The sequence below is a fragment of the Niallia nealsonii genome, assembly GCF_002835805.1.
Taxonomy (GTDB): Bacteria; Bacillota; Bacilli; order Bacillales; family Cytobacillaceae; genus Niallia; species Niallia nealsonii.
This window is the reverse complement of sequence record NZ_PISE01000017.1, coordinates 99,171-116,709: the sequence shown is the minus strand read 5'-3', so window position 1 is coordinate 116,709 and position 17,539 is coordinate 99,171. Positions and strand designations below refer to the sequence as shown.

Annotated in this window: 18 protein-coding genes and 1 pseudogene; 9 read left to right on the top strand and 10 right to left on the bottom strand. The window is 34.8% G+C overall.

Going from position 1 to position 17,539, the window contains the following annotated elements:
• The first annotated feature begins 444 nt into the window (after positions 1-444).
• Positions 445-888: a CBO0543 family protein gene (locus CWS01_RS09590; protein WP_235852016.1), complete on the top strand. Its 444-nt coding sequence runs from the start codon at positions 445-447 to the stop codon at positions 886-888.
• A 57-nt stretch (positions 889-945) separates the two neighbouring features.
• The gene (locus CWS01_RS09585) at positions 946-1,086 is read left to right on the top strand and encodes a DUF4021 domain-containing protein (RefSeq protein WP_101176968.1); all 141 of its coding nucleotides are present in this window, start codon (positions 946-948) and stop codon (positions 1,084-1,086) included.
• 74 nt (positions 1,087-1,160) lie between these two features.
• Here CWS01_RS09585 and CWS01_RS09580 read toward each other — a convergent pair whose 3' ends face one another.
• Positions 1,161-1,787 carry an NUDIX hydrolase gene (locus tag CWS01_RS09580; RefSeq protein WP_101176967.1) on the bottom strand — a complete coding sequence of 209 codons (627 nt, stop codon included), beginning with the start codon at positions 1,785-1,787 and terminating at the stop codon, positions 1,161-1,163.
• A gap of 155 nt (positions 1,788-1,942) precedes the next feature.
• Here CWS01_RS09580 and lepB point away from each other — a divergent pair, with 155 nt between their 5' ends.
• A complete protein-coding gene (gene lepB, locus CWS01_RS09575; protein WP_101176966.1) occupies positions 1,943-2,488 on the top strand; it encodes a signal peptidase I in 546 nt (181 codons plus the stop codon).
• A 63-nt stretch (positions 2,489-2,551) separates the two neighbouring features.
• Here lepB and CWS01_RS09570 read toward each other — a convergent pair whose 3' ends face one another.
• The 4 genes from CWS01_RS09570 to CWS01_RS09555 all read right to left on the bottom strand — a co-directional run bounded on the left by CWS01_RS09570 (position 2,552) and on the right by CWS01_RS09555 (position 7,146).
• Positions 2,552-3,040 (bottom strand): (2Fe-2S)-binding protein, encoded by a 489-nt coding sequence (locus tag CWS01_RS09570; protein WP_101176965.1) that lies wholly within the window; start codon positions 3,038-3,040, stop codon positions 2,552-2,554.
• Entirely contained in the window at positions 3,041-3,865 is an 825-nt protein-coding gene (locus CWS01_RS09565; protein WP_101176964.1) for an FAD binding domain-containing protein, read from the bottom strand.
• Complete coding sequence (locus CWS01_RS09560) at positions 3,862-6,183, bottom strand: xanthine dehydrogenase family protein molybdopterin-binding subunit (protein ID WP_101176963.1); 2,322 nt, start codon at positions 6,181-6,183, stop codon at positions 3,862-3,864. Before CWS01_RS09560 ends, CWS01_RS09565 begins: the two co-directional genes overlap by 4 nt.
• A gap of 507 nt (positions 6,184-6,690) precedes the next feature.
• Positions 6,691-7,146, bottom strand: a complete 456-nt coding sequence (locus CWS01_RS09555; RefSeq protein ID WP_101176962.1) for a hypothetical protein — start codon at positions 7,144-7,146, stop codon at positions 6,691-6,693.
• 554 nt (positions 7,147-7,700) lie between these two features.
• On the opposite strand from CWS01_RS09555, the gene CWS01_RS09550 reads away from it, so the two are divergent.
• Together CWS01_RS09550 and queF are read left to right on the top strand one after the other, a co-directional pair.
• Positions 7,701-7,910 carry a tunnelling fold family protein gene (locus tag CWS01_RS09550; RefSeq protein WP_407938552.1) on the top strand — a complete coding sequence of 70 codons (210 nt, stop codon included), beginning with the start codon at positions 7,701-7,703 and terminating at the stop codon, positions 7,908-7,910.
• Positions 7,911-8,135: 225 nt separating this feature from the next.
• Positions 8,136-8,465, top strand: a pseudogene (gene queF, locus CWS01_RS09545) (preQ(1) synthase); the annotation flags it as partial.
• 119 nt (positions 8,466-8,584) lie between these two features.
• On the opposite strand, the gene CWS01_RS09540 reads toward queF, so the two are convergent.
• The 4 genes from CWS01_RS09540 to CWS01_RS09525 all read right to left on the bottom strand — a co-directional run bounded on the left by CWS01_RS09540 (position 8,585) and on the right by CWS01_RS09525 (position 12,654).
• Positions 8,585-9,106 carry a YfiT family bacillithiol transferase gene (locus CWS01_RS09540; protein WP_101176961.1) on the bottom strand — a complete coding sequence of 174 codons (522 nt, stop codon included), beginning with the start codon at positions 9,104-9,106 and terminating at the stop codon, positions 8,585-8,587.
• Between the two features lie 47 nt (positions 9,107-9,153).
• Positions 9,154-10,824, bottom strand: coding sequence for an ATP-binding protein (locus tag CWS01_RS09535; RefSeq protein WP_168714376.1), 1,671 nt, complete (start codon positions 10,822-10,824; stop codon positions 9,154-9,156).
• A 348-nt stretch (positions 10,825-11,172) separates the two neighbouring features.
• Positions 11,173-11,754: an LOG family protein gene (locus CWS01_RS09530; RefSeq protein WP_101176959.1), complete on the bottom strand. Its 582-nt coding sequence runs from the start codon at positions 11,752-11,754 to the stop codon at positions 11,173-11,175.
• Between the two features lie 57 nt (positions 11,755-11,811).
• Positions 11,812-12,654 (bottom strand): helix-turn-helix transcriptional regulator, encoded by an 843-nt coding sequence (locus CWS01_RS09525; RefSeq protein ID WP_101176958.1) that lies wholly within the window; start codon positions 12,652-12,654, stop codon positions 11,812-11,814.
• A 115-nt stretch (positions 12,655-12,769) separates the two neighbouring features.
• Between CWS01_RS09525 and fabF the strand changes: the two genes are divergently transcribed.
• Positions 12,770-14,014: a beta-ketoacyl-ACP synthase II gene (fabF, locus tag CWS01_RS09520; RefSeq protein WP_101176957.1), complete on the top strand. Its 1,245-nt coding sequence runs from the start codon at positions 12,770-12,772 to the stop codon at positions 14,012-14,014.
• A 106-nt stretch (positions 14,015-14,120) separates the two neighbouring features.
• Here fabF and CWS01_RS09515 read toward each other — a convergent pair whose 3' ends face one another.
• Positions 14,121-14,768, bottom strand: a complete 648-nt coding sequence (locus CWS01_RS09515; protein ID WP_101176956.1) for a TetR/AcrR family transcriptional regulator C-terminal domain-containing protein — start codon at positions 14,766-14,768, stop codon at positions 14,121-14,123.
• A 123-nt stretch (positions 14,769-14,891) separates the two neighbouring features.
• On the opposite strand from CWS01_RS09515, the gene CWS01_RS09510 reads away from it, so the two are divergent.
• The 3 genes from CWS01_RS09510 to CWS01_RS09505 all read left to right on the top strand — a co-directional run bounded on the left by CWS01_RS09510 (position 14,892) and on the right by CWS01_RS09505 (position 17,459).
• Positions 14,892-16,388 (top strand): MDR family MFS transporter, encoded by a 1,497-nt coding sequence (locus CWS01_RS09510; protein WP_101176955.1) that lies wholly within the window; start codon positions 14,892-14,894, stop codon positions 16,386-16,388.
• 169 nt (positions 16,389-16,557) lie between these two features.
• On the top strand, positions 16,558-16,725 hold the full coding sequence (locus tag CWS01_RS22330) for a hypothetical protein (RefSeq protein ID WP_157827616.1): 168 nt from the start codon (positions 16,558-16,560) through the stop codon (positions 16,723-16,725).
• 260 nt (positions 16,726-16,985) lie between these two features.
• Positions 16,986-17,459, top strand: coding sequence for a CBO0543 family protein (locus tag CWS01_RS09505; protein WP_101176954.1), 474 nt, complete (start codon positions 16,986-16,988; stop codon positions 17,457-17,459).
• Positions 17,460-17,539 lie beyond the last annotated feature (80 nt).

The following is a 17,539-nucleotide window of genomic DNA, read 5'->3' as shown; positions in this document are numbered from 1 at the left end:
CCAATCTTTAAAGTTTTTTATAAACCAAGTATTTTCTTTAAATCAGAAAAGCCAATTATGTAACTAAGCATAATAATCATACTAATAAATAAAATATAAAAAATTCCTTCTATGTACACTTTATTTGCTTTTATTTTTTTGAGCACCTATGAATCATCCCTTCGCTTATTATTATTTTGCCCAAAAGCACAAAAGAGCATACAAGACTAACGATATATTAGCGAATCATAGGAATTTCAAAAAAACAAACATAATCCCCCTTCATCTGAGCATACTAAACTAGGAATTTCTCGAATATTGCAGAAACGATGTGATTTAATGGACTTTCTCCTCCTACACATTCCTTCTTCTTCGGAAATTGAAGCAGAAAAAATAAAATTAATAAAACTTTCTTATTCTCATTGGGTTCAGACCGATTTATTTACACTTAACTGGTGGATTCTTTTGTTCAGCACAATTATTCCTTATTTTATTTGGTGGAAATTAGTAGATAAAAATCGTTTTTTCGAACTATTTTCTTATGGATTAATTTGCGCAAGTATTGCAATGATATTAGATGTAATGGGAACAGAAATGATCCTATGGGATTACCCAGATAAATTTCTTCCATGGATTCCTCCGCTGATTCCTGCGGACTTTGTTGTTATTCCCATTTCAGCAATGCTAATATACCAATACTTTAACAAATGGACTTCCTTTCTTTTTGCAAATATACTATGGGCCATCGTATTTGCTTATATCATTGAACCGATATTTTCATATTTAGGGATGTTTAAATTAGGCTCACATTGGCTTCATACGTATTCTTTTATTGGATTTTTTTTTCTTGGGATTTTTCTTAAACTTTTTATGGAATGGCTAAAGAAAAAAGCAGAAACACCTTGCTAAAGACTTCACGTATAATCTATGCAATTTAACAGAAGCTAATGAAAGAGGTGATTTCTTTTGGAAAAAAAACAGTTAGAAAAAGAAAAATTAGTGCAGCAAAAAAATGATTTAGGACTTGATCCTGATGAACAGGAAATGAATGGATTATATGGCATGGCGGAAACAAAGGAAGAAGATGTACAAAAACATCCTTCTTAACGAAAAATATTACAACAGCAGGATTTTAACCTGCTGTTGTTTTTGTTGCTTATATGAAGGAAATCTCCTATTTTTTATACTCTATCTAAATATTGTTTTATTAACAAAGCTGTTTTTTGAAAGTAGGCTTCTTCATGAGGAACAAATTTTGATTTATCTATCCATTCTTCGATATTTTCGGTCTGCTTCTTTGCGCTAATGGTAAAGCCCTTAACTTCCATTGATTTTTGTTCCTTCATACATAACTGATAAAAATTAGCAAAATCTCCTTTTACAATCCCAGCAACTTCTTCCTCTTGCAGAAAAAACGGTGGTTCTTCCTCCAAAATATATAAATATAAATAACTAAATTCATTATCGATTATTGTACTTGTTCTAATCGTATTTTTAACAACACCTAATGAAATCAAATCCTCATACTTTATTGCGATGCCAAGTTCTTCTTTGACTTCTCTTATGCCATCTTCTACTGTTTCATGTGCCATAAGATGACCTGCTGCAGTAATATCAAATAAATAAGGATAATCCTTTTTATGCTCACTTCGTAATTGCAAATAGATAGAATATTGTTCTTTTTCCTTTAAAAGAATCCAGCAATGAAAAGTTTTATGCCAGTATCCTTTTTTATGTATTTCTTTTCGGCTTCTTGTTCCTAGTTCTGTTAAATTTTCATCATATATCGTAATTAATTCCTGCTCCATTATTTAGCTCCTTTGCTGCATTCATTTTTTATTATATTCTTCACTTTGTCAGAATACTTCTTTTACACATAAAACTCTAGTAATTTTGACATTGATTTCTTCTTCAAAACCTTGTAACATTTTACTTAAGTAAAAAATAGAACGGAGAAAATAGTATGAATCATTCTGCCAAAAAAGAATTACTTAGCTGGATAAAGTCCTTTTTTGTTGCTGTTTTCCTTGTTTTTATATGCCGCCAATTTTTATTTAGCCCAACGACTGTACTAGGAGCCTCCATGTCCCCGACATTTGAAAACGGCAATAAGGTAATTTTGAATAAACAAGGAAAAATTGACCGTTTTGATATGATTGTTTTTCATGCACCTGATTCGAAAGAAAATAATTATATTAAAAGAGTAATTGGTCTGCCAGGAGACAAAATTTCTTTTAAAGATGATGTTCTTTATGTAAATGGACAAGCTTATAAAGAGTCTTATTTAGAAGAAAACAAAAAAAATAGCACGTTAGCTAAAATTACAGAAGATTTCACTCTAGAGGAAAAAACAGGAGACAACAAAGTACCTGAGGGATATTATTTTGTTATGGGCGATAACCGTTTAAAAAGCAAAGATAGTCGAGACTTTGGCTTTATCCGGAAAAAATCTATTGTTGGCAAAGTAGTACTCCGGTTTTATCCCCTTTCCGAATTTGGTTCTCCTTAAAACAACACGCATTTCATATAAATCTAAAAAGCCTTTGATTTCTTATTCAAAGGCTTTTTAGATTTATTCTGTTACTGCTTCTGACCTATACAAGGATAGAGTTTTTTTCACTGCTTTTTCTATTTCTTCATAGCTTGTGCAACGGCATATATTAGAGGAAAGCCATTCGCGTATGTCTTCTTCCTTTGCATTTGGCTTATTTAAGCATAACCCGTGACAATTCATAATAAATCCTGGTGTGCAAAACCCACACTGAAAAGCAAACTCTTCAATAAAAGCTTTCTGGATAGGCGCATTTTTTAGCCCTTCAATTGTTGTAATCGGGGTATTCGCTGCCTCTACCGCAAGCATAATACATGATTTCATCGGTTTATTATCCACAAGGACCGTACATGCCCCACAATCACCGTTATAGCAGCCTGGTTTTGCGCCTGTTAAATAAAGTTCGTTCCTTAAAGTCGACAAAAGTGTTTCATCTTGAGTGACAACCACTTCTCTTTTCTCTCCATTAATTTTTAATTCAAGTGTAATTTTTTTCGGCTCCTGTTCCATCTACTCCTCCTCGAGCTGCTGCAGCACTTCATGCAGCAAATTTCCCAGCACAAATAAACGATACTCACTTGAACCTTCTACATCATCTAAGATAGGCTCTGTAATCGTTGCAATGGCTCCCTTTATTTTCTCTTCATTGCTTTTGGTCCGATCATTTAATGCAACTTCTAATGCTAATGAACGAAATGGAAAGGAACATAATCCGCTAATTGCAACACGAATAGTGGATTCAATTTTTAATGCGGCAATGGATAAGAGAGGGTAGCCGACTGTCCATTGCTGCCTTTTTTTTATGGCAACATAGGGAGCTGATAAATATTTTTTTTCCACAAATGCTTGAATAAACAGTTCTCCATCATCAAGAAGCAATTGCTCATCAAACACGTTGTGAATTAATTCTGTTCGAATTGTCTGATCTTTTGCTAGTACAAGCAAGCTATCTGTTAACAAAAGGGGCAAAATTGCTTCTCGATAAAAGATTTGGCCACATATATTTCCGCCAAACGTAATTTTATTACGTGCAGTATGATCGGCAATTTCTTTAGAAACATCTGTTAAGAGGGGAAATAAGTTTTTTTCTTCAATTTCTGTCAATGGCAATGCTGCACCTAATACCAAATAATTATCATCAAGTTGATATATATTGCAAGCAGGAATATTTTTTATATCAATGACGGCTTTGGGATGAATGATGCTTAATCTTCTTAATGTTAGAATTTCCGTTCCGCCAGCATAATAAAACGGTCGTTTTTTTTTTTGCTGTTCCTTTATAAATCTATTTGTAGCTTCTTCAATTGCCTGGGAGTAAAAATATTGAAAACTCACATGTTCATCCTCCTTTTTTCCTTCCAAATATTCTCTGGAATTAATGGCAGTGATTGCAGAGAAACATTGGCAGCTGCAGATAAGGCATTCCCTAATGCTGCAGCCATTCCAATCAACCCTTGTTCTCCTGCTCCTCTTGCTCCATATGGCGCTTCAAGATGGGGGGTTTTTACGAAATCCACCAAATATTCTGGCTGCTCGCCGTATCTTATTGGTCGATAGGTGCGCAGCTGGGGATTGAGCAACACCCCATTTTCATCAAAGTAAAAAGCTTCTTTACATGCCCAGGAAATCCCCATAGACATAGCCCCTTTTAATTGTCCCTCGGCGGCTTTTGTATTGAGCACTTCGCCAATATCCATCACGGTTATTGCTTTTTTTATCGTATACTCAAATGTTCTTTTATTAAACTCCACCTCTACTCCTTGTGCAGAAACAGCCCATTCTGGTCCTGGGTTTCCTGCTCCTGTTTCAGGATCGAGATTGGTCAGTCCCCGAAGCATATATGTTCCTCTCGCAATAATCTGCCCTCCAATTGCATTGCCATTTGGATACACATATCCATAGGCAATATCTTTTATGTCAATAAAAGTCTTGGGATCATCGATTAAAAACACTTTTTCATATCCAACCTCAAAGTCATCTGCTGGTGCATGCAGCACAATGGAAGCCATTTGCTTTAGCTGCCTAATCGCATCATCTGCTGCAGCCATTACTGCTCTTCCTGCCATTAGAGTCCCTCGGCTTGCAACTGTTTTCCAATGTTCTGGTTCTGTTTGTGTATCTACTGTCATCCGTACATAAATTTTATTCACATCCATACGCATTTTTTCAGCTAGTATTTGCGCTAAAACGGTTTTTGTTCCTGTTCCTATTTCTACTAATCCACTCATCAGATTAATGCTTCCATCCGAATTAAAGGTAAGAACCACGCCACTGCTTGCATCTGGGCCTATTGTAGAATTTTTCCATATACAACAAATCCCTTTCACCCGAACAAGATCCTTTCCAAGTTCTTTTATAGTTCCACCGTCCCAATCCATTAACACTTTCAATTTTTTAATGCATTTTTTTACATTACCAACATTGCTGTTGTTTACTTTTACTTGCGTAGGTGTTGTATCACCTGGTTTAATTGCATTTATTTCCCGAAATGCCAGTGGATCTATATTTGCCTTTTTCGCCAGCAAATCCATTGCCCGTTCAAATGCAAAATGAACTTCTCCGTGGCTAAATCCGCGAAAAGGTGCTGCATAAGGATGATTTGTATATACACAAAGAGAGTCGCATGTTATATTTTCCAATTTATATGGCCCAGTGCAATCTACTGCCCCAGCTGTTGCTAAATGGGGAGCTTTATCTGCATATGCACCTCCGTCAAAAATATATTGCAATTGGGCAGCTTGCAGTTTTCCATTTGAATCACATCCCAGTTTAATCGTCGCAGATAAACCAATATGTACAGGGGAAACAGCAATATCCTCTTCTCTGCTGTTAACAATTTTTACTTTTCTGCCGCCTACTGCTCTTGATGCAATATAAGCAAATATTTCTAAATGCACAGATGCTTTTCCCCCGTAACCACCGCCAACTAAAGGTGTTTCTACAACAATACGGCCTGGAGAAATATTAAAATCACGGCCGATAATTTTTTTTACCATATAGGGAGCTTGGGAACTTGTCACAATATGTATTTTTTCCTCACTAATGATTTCACATAAAACCGTTCTTGTTTCCATTGCTGCATGATCAGATAGGGGTATAGAAAAACTGGCTTCCATCACAAATTCACTATCATTCCAGCCCTTTTCCAGATTGCCTTTGCGAATTTTTGTGCGATTAATAATATTCGTACCCTCTTCTGGATAAATGCCTTCATCCTTTTTATATGCTGTAATATTTTCATGAATAAGAGGAGCATCCTTTTTTAGTGCTTCTAACGGGGAATTTACAATAGGTATTGGTTCATATTCAATCTGTAATTTATTTGCAGCCTTTTTGGCGATCTCGTAAGAATCAGCGACAACAAGTGCCACTACTTCTCCATAATAACGAACTTTTTTAGTAGCTAATGGGGGACGGTCTATTACTTCTTCCCCAATCAATGGGAGATTGTCTCCTAAAATGACCGCACGAACTCCTCCAATTTTTTCCGCTTCCGTTGTATCGATTGATTGAATCCATGCATGTGCATAGCAGCTTTTCACCATTTCTACAAATAACGCATCAGAAGCAAAATAATCACCTGTATATTTCGCTGTCCCGTTCACTTTCGACCAGGCTTCTTTCCGAACCACGCTTTTTCCAATCAGCGACAAATTCTCATCTCCTTACTCTCCATTTAAACGAGTTATAATGTTTACCGCCATTTTTTTCTTATATAATAGGGGCATTACATCTTGCAAATTAAACTGAATCTTCAATCAATAGGGTTTCTTTATCCCCACTTTGTTGTGTAAAAAAAGGTGTTAACGGAAATTTGAACCAGCTAACTTTTTGTTTGCCTTTTTCCTTTTAAAAGAATAAGTTCCTATTCTTACGAAAATAAACGTATTATTAATAGTTTCCTTCTATATATATGTAAAAATAACAAAAAAAAGTCTTGAAAATTCTTTTCAACAGGAAAATAGAAGGTGCTTCTATTTTCCATACATTTATAAACTTTAGAAAATAACTCACCTCTATTTGTCTATTCATCTATTTTTTTGTCTTGTGTAAAAAAGAAGATAAAAAGAGTAAGTGGAAGAGCAATAAGAAAAATACTTGTTTTCGAAGGTTTAATCGTAGGTAAATCAGATAAAGCCATTTTTATCTGTCCTTTCTGGTTATTTAGTATTTTTTAATTCCCTTAGAAGTTTGTTATGAATAAAATAACCATCTTTTACAATATTTTTTAATGTAGTTTCATTATTTTTTAGATGCTTAAAGATTGGAACCACTTTTGCTCTTCCAAATAATGGTCCACTTATACTAATTGAAAAAGTTGCATCAGATGCTATAAAAAGCCCTACTACATTAATTAGGTCCTTTACTAAAAAAAGAGCAAGCAAAATATCAATGATATCTAAAGATAAATTTTTTTCCGTTTCATTAAACTTCGTTTCCAATCTTTTGGCGCCGGTTAACGGCCCACCTACTGTTACTCCAAAATAGCCTGGGCCAAAATATATTCTTGTTAAAGTAATTTGACCAGTTAAAAGCAAGGAAGCAACAATTATATCAATATCTCTTTGAATATCACGAATTATTATTGTCTCTTTCAACGATAAATCATCAATCATTTAACCACATCCTAGCAATCATAAAACAAACTTTTTTCTGAATTAGAATATTTTAACTTATGAAGTACATCGATATTCAAAATTCAGTATATGTTCGAATAGTCATTTTGTTCATTCCACTGCGATACTTCCTTAAAATTGCTATTTTTCAACTTTATCGACTGTTAGATAAAATGCTTTGGTACACTGCTAAAAGATTCTAAAATACCTTCATAAAGTCCTTCCTAAAAAAGGCATTTGACGAAGTCTTAAAAATTCGTTATGATTCTTTTGTACATCACAGAGACGAATCAGAGGTTCATAGCAGATACCCTCTATAAAAAACTATGGAAACATGACAGTAAAAGCCATGTCCATAAGGATGCGGCTTTTTCTTTTGTTTAGACTGTTTTCGATATTTTTTTCAGCAAAAAAGAAGCGATTTAACAAATGCAGCCTCTTCCTGCTGAAATCGCCAAGAAGCATATAACATAAGAAGTTCCCTTTGTTTATATATTAGTTTTTTTGCTATGGGTCCTGCCTTTTTTGTACACATGAATATAGGAGGTATTTGTATGTCTGGCAGAAAAAAAGAAGAAGGTTTAGAAGATTTAACATTGCTTGGAAATCAAGGCACAAAATATTTATTTGAATACAGCCCTGATATTTTAGAAGCTGTTGATAATTTGCATGCGAAGCGCGATTATTTTGTAAAATTTAATTGTCCAGAGTTTACCAGTCTGTGTCAGGATAGGGCACACTTCAGTGGAAACACTGTCGCTTAAACCTCGTGAATTCAGGGAAGGAATGAAAATTCTAATCCTGAGCCAAGCTCTCTTATAGGGAGAAGGTGCAGAGACTATCGAAATCATATAAATAGGAAGCGAATCTTGTACTATTTATAGAAGAAAGTAGAGTACATCTACGGATGGAAGCGCGAGGGTTCTTATTTTTTATTCGCAAGGAAAATAAGAATATGATATAGTCCAGCTGCTAATTATTTGGCAGTGCCAATTACTGGTCAACCTGACTTTGCTACTATGTATATCAGCTATATTCCAAATGAAAAAATAGTAGAAAGCAAATCATTAAAATTATATTTATTTAGTTTCCGCAACCATGGGGATTTTCACGAAGATTGTGTAAATATCATTATGAATGATTTAATTACATTATTAGATCCTCGTTATATTGAAGTTTGGGGGAAATTTACACCACGGGGCGGTATTTCCATTGATCCATACTGCAATTATGGAAAACCTGGAACTAAATTTGAGGAAATGGCAACAAACCGCTTAATGAATCATGACTTGTATCCAGAAAAAATTGATAATCGCTAATTTCCCAGTAAAAGTTTATTGGATGGAATCCATTTTACAATAGAAAAACCTGTTTGTGCACAATAGCTCATTCTTCTTGAACTAAGAATGAGCTATTGTGTTTTGCTAATCCATTCTTTTTAAAACCAGCCCTTTTTCTTGCAGAGTGAAGTAATATGTGCAAGATGATGGTTTCCATGCCATGCATAAATGCCAATATTTTCCTTCACCAATACTTGCCCCGAATCTGGATGGATAAAAACCTTCTGTAATTGTTCCTGATTTAAACTTTTTAAAAGCACAACCAATCGAGTATGCAATGCCTGAAGAAGCTGCACGGAAACTTCTATCGGCTCTTTATAATCGGCAAGTTCTGCCCACTCGCCTTCCTCATAAGGCTTAATGATGGGATTTTGTTCTGTTACTGCTAATTTAAACCGCGTGTATGCATTTAAATGACTATCTGCTAGATGATGAACAACTTGGCGTACGGTCCACCCTCCCACCCGGTAAGGTGTCTCTAATTGTTCCTCAGATAAGCCGCTTACAGCCTTCGCTAGTTTTTCAGGAAGCATTTCTATTTCTGTGATCCATGTGTCAATCAATTTATCTGCTTCATCTTCCTGATAAGAAAAATGGCCGATGGGGTATCTTTCATCCATCTATTGCTCCTCCTTGGCATTAAAAAATATAAATAATTAACCACTTGCTAAAGTGGAAGCATTACATCAATCGTTGTACCGATATTTTCTTTACTGTATATGGAAACTGTTCCATTATGATTTTCGATAATTCGTTTGCTTACCATAAATCCTAATCCAGTTCCCTTTTCCTTAGTTGTATAAAAAGGCTGCCCTAATTTAGATAGTACATAATCTGGGATCCCGCAGCCTTCATCAATAAAGCGAATTAATAACTGTTTTTCCTCATACTTTCTCAGCTGCACCATCAGTTTTCCTCCTTTTGGCATCGCTTCGATCGCATTTTTAATAAAGTTAATGGCCACTTGTTTTAATTGATTTTTTTCCCCATTTAAGATAATATCATCCGATTCAAAGTCTAATTCTATTCCCACATTATTCATAATTGCTTGTGCCTCCAGAAGAATGACAATATCACGAATTAACATCGAAATATTAGTAGATTCATATTGAATCACTTGTGGCTTCGACAACATCAATAACTCACTAAGAATCAATTCAATTCTTTCTATCTCTGCTTCCATTATTTCAAAATATGTTTTATTGTTCATATTTCCATGTTCCATCAGCTGCAAAAATCCTTTTATTGCCGTTACAGGATTTCTAATTTCATGGGCAATTCCAGCTGCCAATTCTCCTGCAATCGATAATTTTTCCGTTTTTATTAATAATTCTTGTGCTTGTTTTTTTTCTGTAATATCGCGAATAATTACTGCTCTTCCATTAACACGGTCGTATTCATCTCTTAGAGGAAAACAAGAGATTTGCACATGAAGACTGATGCCTTCTTTAGTTAATCTAACTGTTTCGTATTCCCCAACATTTTCTCCAAGCAGTGTGATGCATTTATTCTGATAAACTTCTTTGCGATTGATGATTGGTATATGAGGCAATTGAAGCGAATTTTTCCCCACCGTTTCTGCCGCTGTCCAGCCGAATACTTTCTCAAATGCATCGTTAATCGTCAATACATCATCATCATTATTTAAGATCATAACAGGATCTAAATTTCTCATAATAAAGGATTCTAGTTGCTGATTGGTAGCTTTTAATATTCCTTCTAATTTCACCCTTTCCTTGTAATTTGTTCGAGTAGGGTCATTATCAGGCATATAAAGTGGAGATTCTACAATTTGGAGATCAGTCATTAAATTTGGATACGTATGTAATAATCTATTTTGGTAAGATGCTGAAACATCGTCCCCCTCTACTGCAAGCACTATTTTTTGCTCCGTTGAACAGTGCATTTCCGTTAAGTATTCGCCAATCTGATATAAATTAGTATATTCATTTTTCTTCACCTTGCCAGAAACATGAAACCAACTACTTATAGATAATTTGTCTACTTCCATTGCCTGAATAATCTCACTGTAATAACTTTGAATATTATTTATTGGAGAATCGACAAAAATATCCGTAAACTCCTTATCCTGAATAAAATGGATGAAGGGTAATTCATTTGTTTTCAATATACTTTTAACTTTCTGATAAATAGAGTGATATAATTCTTCCTTATCTATCCATAAAACATAATGTCCCTTTTCAGCTCCATTTACAATAAAAGCAACTGCATTTTCTACATATTTGTCCACTCGTTCATACATATAGAGAATATGGCCTTGTCTACTATTATAGTCCACTATTTGTCTACTTTTTGGATAAATGAAATTACTGCTCATTATAACACCTCTTTTTATATATTCATCTCCCATTATATTTCCAGTTTCCTATAGACTCTAGGTAAATGCAGCTATCATCCTTTGATTATTCCCTATTCGCAATAAGATCACAGGCATATGTTGCTAATACCTATTCTTACTAACAAGATATTGATTTTTCATTGTTCTAGTATTTTTAACAATACTCTTCCTTCCTAAGAAAAAGAGTAAGAACCCTGCTTACTCCCTTTCCTATTAAACGAAACTTTATATTATATCTGGCTGTTAAATAAGGGTAACAAATCCTCGTAACTCTATTTAACAGCCAGATTGGCTTGAGCACGTCTTGCAGCGATTCCAGAAGTTTTATTATGTTTGCTGCTCATTTAAAAATACTTTTACAGTCGGTGCTTTGTATGTATTAAATTGATTCAATAGCCCTGCACTTGTCGCATCTACTAATGCCATATCGCGGAACTTTTCTTGAAGAAATGCTGCATCTGCCATATGATGTATTAAGCGAATAAGGGGTTCATAGTAATTATTTATATTTAATATTCCACAAGGCTTTTGGTGCAAGCCTAATTGCCCCCATGTAAATATTTCAAAAAACTCTTCCATTGTCCCAGCACCTCCTGGAAGGGTAATAAAACCATCCGCCAACTCAGCCATCTTCGCTTTTCGTTCATGCATCGTTTTTACAACAATTAATTCTGACAGTTGTTTATGAGCAATTTCTTTTTCTGCGAGAAAATCAGGAAGAACACCAATTGCTTTACCTCCGTTTTCTAATACTGCATCTGCAACTGCTCCCATCAACCCAACACAAGAACCACCATAAACAAGTTCTATTTCCCTTTTAGCCATTTCTTTTCCTAATGATTTAGCCTCTTCTATATACATTGGAGATGCTCCATTGCTTGATCCACAAAATACAGCGATTCTTTTCATTTCTAATCACCTTTCCTTTTTAAATCACTCTATACTTGCATCCTAGCATAAGAAAAATCATTTTTTCTCCTTTAGCAACCCTTTTAATTTTGCTTCTGTTGGCGTATCCTCTACTGGTGTGTATACACTAATTCTTAGATCATAATTTCCATGGACTTGAAAGGAAGTTAAATTAAACAACATCTTCCCTTGCTTGGAATGGCGGAATTCTATGAGAACATCTGGTGCAGAACTTATCTCGCTTTCATTCCATAATTTGCGAAAATCCTCATATTGCCTTTCCATTTTTCCAATAAAATTTGTATACCATTCATCTGCAACATATTGTCCATAATAGGTTCGAAAAATAGCTATAAACCCTTTGACGAAATGCTCCCAATTAACAGCTAACGACTTAAACTCTTTTCTTGAAAAAAGCAATTCAAGCATATTTCTGTTTTCTTCAGGAATTTGTGCAAAATCTAAAAACACATGTGCTGCTGCTTCATTCCAGCCGACAATATTACAACGTCTATCAGAAATAATGGTAGGACAATAACGAAGTTCTTCCATTATTTTTTTCAAAGAAGGAGTAATAGAGAAACTTTCTTCATGCCCCAAATCAATTTTTTCTGCTTCCTCCAACGCTAATCCATATAAATATTTTCGTTCATCTTTATTTAATTGCAGCGCATCTGCGATATTTTCTAGTACTGACATGGAAACTTTAATATCCCTTCCTTGTTCCAGCCATGTATACCAAGTGGTGCTGACACCTGCAAGCTGTGCAACTTCTTCCCTCCTTAAACCAGGTGTACGCCTTCTTGACCCAACAGGCAAACCAACCATTCCAGGAGTTAATTTCCCTCGTTTTGTTTTTAAAAATTCCGAAAGTGCTTGTAACCTAACGTCTTGATTCATATCATAATCTCCTCTTGTCCCTAATCTATTACTCATTATACTAGGATAAACTACAACTTGTAATAGGATAAAAAATAGTTAAAAATGAAAATACCAAACAAAAGGAGGAAACAAAATGAAAAGAGTTGTCATTACAGGAATGGGTGTTATTTCTCCTTTAGGAAATAATGTCCAAACTTTATGGGAAGCTTTGCAATCCGGAAGTTCAGGCATAAAAAAAATTGAACACTTTGATTGTACTAACCAAAAAACACAAATAGCAGGCCTCGTAGAAAATTTTGATGCAGCTGAAGTTTTTGGAAAAAAAGAGGCTAAAAAATTAGATCGATTTACACAATTTTCTTTAGCTGCAGCTGAACAAGCACTAGCTGATTCTCAATTAGATTTACAAAATATTAATCCGGAAAGAATAGGCGTCTATGTCGGGTCTGGTATTGGCGGCTTGCAAACATTAATTGACAATGTACAAACGCTAAACGAAAGAGGTCCAAGCAGGGTAAGTCCTAATTTAGTGCCGATGATGATTTCCAATGCTGCCGCCGCCCAAATTAGCATTCGTTTAAAAGCAGAAGGGCCATCTCTGTCACCTGTTACAGCTTGTTCCATTGGAAATACTGCAATCGGAGAAGCCTTTAATTCCATCCGAAACGGTAATGCAGATATTATTTTTAGCGGTGGAGCTGAAGCGGCCATTACTCCCTTGTCTTTAGCTAGCTTTAGCAATGCAAAAGCTTTATCAACAAATAACACTGCACCACATTTGGCAAGTCGTCCTTTTGACAGACAAAGAGATGGATTTGTTATGAGTGAAGGAGCTGGCATCCTTGTATTAGAATCATTAGAACATGCCAAATCTCGAAATGCCCCAATATATGGGGAAATAATCGGATATGGAGCCAGTTCGGATGCTTATCATATGGTAGCTTCTCACCCAGATGGCCTAGGTGCATACGCCGCTATGAATCAAGCGATCAAATCTGCAAACATTACCATTTCAGATATTGATGTAATAAGCGCACATGCAACAAGTACACCTGTAGGCGACCGTTCGGAAACACTTGCGATCAAAAAATTATTTGGAGAAAGAGCTTACCAAATTCCCGTTACGGCAAATAAGTCTATGCTAGGACATATGCTTGGTGCATCCGGCGGGGTCGAAGCAATAGCGCTCGTTAAAAGTTTAATAACAGGAATCATCCCACCAACCATAAATTTTCAGACACCTGATGCAGATTGTGATTTGGATTATGTTGCTAACAAAGCTCGTCCCGCTAATCATTTAAAAATTGGAATCTCTAATTCTTTCGGTTTCGGCGGCCATAATTCTTCCATTATTATAAAAAAATATCCACTAATCTAATAATAAAGTAAAAAACATTAGCAATTATTCTTTGCTAATGTTTTTTACTTTATTATATAGTTCTCAATTTATTGATAAATCCCTTTATTTCCTTCGAAGATTTTTTTCAATTTAGCTCCCCATTTATCCCCATTAAAATAATATTTAGTCCTGAGAGAAAATTATCTTCATTATTAATTACTCCCTTTTGCTTTAGCATATGGCGATACACATAGGGTATTTCTTCTTCTGGTATTTGACTGATAGATTCAAAAAATTGTTTGTGAATTTCTTCTACACCTATCGTTTTTACCATTTGCAGTTGTCTTTGCTCATCTAAAACAAATGTTGTTATATAATTATTTATCGCTAGTACATATTGAAAAATTTTATGTTCCGGAAATTGTGCACGATAGAATATTTCAAATGTTCTATTGATTAAATGTAGTCGTTTTTTTGTAATTGGCAATGTATCCATCATAATTTCTGCTCCATTTGGAATAGAAAGCAGGACTTTCCTAATTTTAAGTGCGAGCTCCGTCGTTTCCTCCTGCCAGTCATTCGACTGCTTTGGAAATGTGATTTGGCTGGAAATATATTCTCCAATTAATTGCAGCAACTCTTGTTTATTTTTTATGTACCAATATAAAGCTGGTGCTTGCACTTTTAGTTTTGCTGCGATGTTTCTCATGGTTAAAGCAGCCATTCCGTTTTCATGCAAAATTTCTAAAGCTGCTTCTATAATAGATTCCTTGTTTATATTCTTTTTAGCCACTCTTGTCACCTCATTGCTTTCATTGTAAAGCAATTTTTCAGTTTGTGCTTTACTAATGAATTTAACAATGTTAGACTTCTACATGTTATTTAACATTGTTAAGGAATGCGAGGCGTTTATTTAATGAAAAATGAAACAAAACTTGTCCCTGTTATGGCAGCCTTATTGTTAGGCATATTTGTAGCCTCCTTAGATAACACTATTGTCGCAACCAGCATGGGTTCGATTATAGGTGATTTAGGTGGCATGGACAAATATGTATGGGTAACTTCTGCTTATTTAGTTGCAGAAATGGCAGGTATGCCTATTTTCGGAAAATTATCCGACAATTTTGGACGCAAACGTTTTTTTATCATTGGAATTATTTTATTTTTAATAGGCTCAATATTATGCGGTACAGCTCAGACAATGATCCAACTTTGTATTTTCCGTGCGATTCAAGGCATTGGCGGCAGTGCGCTTATGCCAATTGCATTTACAATTATTTGGGACGTAGTGCCACCGGAAACTAGAGGAAAGATGAGCGGCATCTTTGGAGCCGTTTTTGGGTTGTCTAGTATTGCAGGACCACTATTAGGATCTTTTATTACCGATCATCTGAATTGGCGCTGGATTTTCTACATTAATATCCCAATTGGTTTAATAGCTTTAGCTTTAATTATTATTTTTTACAAAGAATCCTCTTATCATACAAAAGCAGCTATAGACTGGGGCGGCGCGACTTTACTTGTCAGCTTTACCGTTGCTCTTATGTTCGCCTTAGAATTAGGAGGGCATACTTACGCATGGTCTTCCTGGCAAATTATTTTTTTATTTGCATTAGCAATTGTTTGCTTTATCGTTTTTTTAGTGGTAGAAACAAAAATAAAAGATCCTATTTTGCCATTTAAACTATTTAAAGAACGACTATACACAACAGGTGTATTAACAGGCATGTTTTATGGAGCTATTTTTATGGTTTCAACGATTTATATTCCTTTATATATCCAAGGGGTAACTGGTGGAACGGCCACAAACTCTGGATTATTATTATTGCCGATGATGGTTACATCAAGTGTTGGGGCTGCAATCGGCGGAGGATTGGCAAATAAAATCTCTTACAAACGAATTATGACTATATCTGGCATCATCATGGGTATAGGAACCTTTTTATTATCGACATTAGATCCTTCCACGCCAAGATGGATTTTAACAATTTATATGATGATTATTGGGCTCGGTGTAGGACCATCTTTTTCTGTTCTCGGAATGGCGTCTCTGCAAAACGCACTTCCACAAGAACGAGGAATTGCCAGCTCAACAAGCAACTTCTTGCGTTCCCTTGGCATGACTTTAGGAATAACTGTTTTTGGAATTATTCAGCGAAACAGCTTTACAGATGGACTTCCTGCAATGATTCAAAATGGAAACAGCATCGACAGCGGTTCTATTCTTTCACCAGAAGCTCGTGAACAAATTCCTGCTGATGTGCTGAAATCGATTACGGAGATTTTATCCAACTCAATTACCGCTACCTTTTTATGGACCTTTATACCACTTGCCATTTCATTTTTGTGTATATTATACATGTCCAATGACAAAGCAGGCAGTTTTGGCCACACACCAAAAAACGAATCTTGATTATGTGATTATACTGTCAAAAACCGTCTAATTTAGAGACGGTTTTTTTACTTCCAAGGCAATTTATATAAACTTTTTTAGAATATAAGTTTATCTATCTTTGATTAGGGGTATAGAAACATACTTACATAAAATAACAGCAAACTATATTCTTTTAGAGGGGGCATTTATGAGCAAAAAAGTACTATATAAAGGACAAATATATACCATCCTTTTTCGTTATGAAACAGGTTACTGTGAAATAAGAGATTTAACGAACTCATGTAAAGTAAAGCTTGTTCATTGCTCAGAATTAACATCTGCACATACTGGTAAGGTTTGCAATAATCTTATTTAAAACCTAGCGAATCTTTGCTAGGTTTTTTTCCATACTGCAAACAACTACATAAAATAATAAAAAGATACCATTCTAAATAGAAAGAGGACAAAATATTAATAAATTTCTTTTTCCATTATCTTTTATTTTTATGCTTACTTTATGGATGCATATAAAGAAATTTCCTTTTCTCATTCATTTAGATATACCGGGTTCGGTTTTAATCAGAAGGATATTATCGTTCCTTTGATTAAAACCTACGTTATAGGAGTGGTTTCGTTGTGAATAAAAACCGAGATAAACGAATTGAAATAGCTGTATGGATTGTAACCAGCTTTTTATTAATAGTGTTTATCCCTAAAAATAAAATCCGAGAGGCACAAGTATCCTTTTTATTTAAACAATTGCTAACTTGGATTTTTGGATTAATAGTAGTCGAACGGAATTTGATTACATACCCTACAAGAACCTTTTTTTCTAAATCGAATAAATCTAGTTTTACATTTGAATATTTTGTATATCCATCACTCTGTGCACTTTTTAATACCCATTATCCCTATCACAAAAATTTAGGTTTTAAATTTTTGTATTTCTTCCTCCATAGCGCTGGAATCACTATTACAGAAGCTGTTTTGGAAAAATATACTTCTTTAATTAAATATAATAAATGGCACTGGCATTGGACTTTTATTACGATTTGGCTGACTTATTATACATCCCATCTCTATAATAAATGGTTTTATCGCAGAAACTGAAATATAGTTGCTTTCATTATTTAATCCTTTTTTCTATTTTATTTGAAATATGTATCCTTGTCCCTTTCGCAATTTCTATT

Coding starts and splice junctions, on each gene's coding strand:
- CWS01_RS09580 (WP_101176967.1), bottom strand. CDS start 1,787: ATGGAGCAGGAATTAATTACGATATATGATGAAAATTTAACAGAACTA.
- lepB (WP_101176966.1), top strand. CDS start 1,943: ATGAATCATTCTGCCAAAAAAGAATTACTTAGCTGGATAAAGTCCTTT.
- CWS01_RS09570 (WP_101176965.1), bottom strand. CDS start 3,040: ATGGAACAGGAGCCGAAAAAAATTACACTTGAATTAAAAATTAATGGA.
- CWS01_RS09555 (WP_101176962.1), bottom strand. CDS start 7,146: ATGATTGATGATTTATCGTTGAAAGAGACAATAATAATTCGTGATATT.
- CWS01_RS09550 (WP_407938552.1), top strand. CDS start 7,701: ATGTCTGGCAGAAAAAAAGAAGAAGGTTTAGAAGATTTAACATTGCTT.
- CWS01_RS09540 (WP_101176961.1), bottom strand. CDS start 9,106: ATGGATGAAAGATACCCCATCGGCCATTTTTCTTATCAGGAAGATGAA.
- CWS01_RS09535 (WP_168714376.1), bottom strand. CDS start 10,824: ATGAGCAGTAATTTCATTTATCCAAAAAGTAGACAAATAGTGGACTAT.
- CWS01_RS09530 (WP_101176959.1), bottom strand. CDS start 11,754: ATGAAAAGAATCGCTGTATTTTGTGGATCAAGCAATGGAGCATCTCCA.
- CWS01_RS09525 (WP_101176958.1), bottom strand. CDS start 12,654: ATGAATCAAGACGTTAGGTTACAAGCACTTTCGGAATTTTTAAAAACA.
- fabF (WP_101176957.1), top strand. CDS start 12,770: ATGAAAAGAGTTGTCATTACAGGAATGGGTGTTATTTCTCCTTTAGGA.
- CWS01_RS09510 (WP_101176955.1), top strand. CDS start 14,892: ATGAAAAATGAAACAAAACTTGTCCCTGTTATGGCAGCCTTATTGTTA.
- CWS01_RS22330 (WP_157827616.1), top strand. CDS start 16,558: ATGAGCAAAAAAGTACTATATAAAGGACAAATATATACCATCCTTTTT.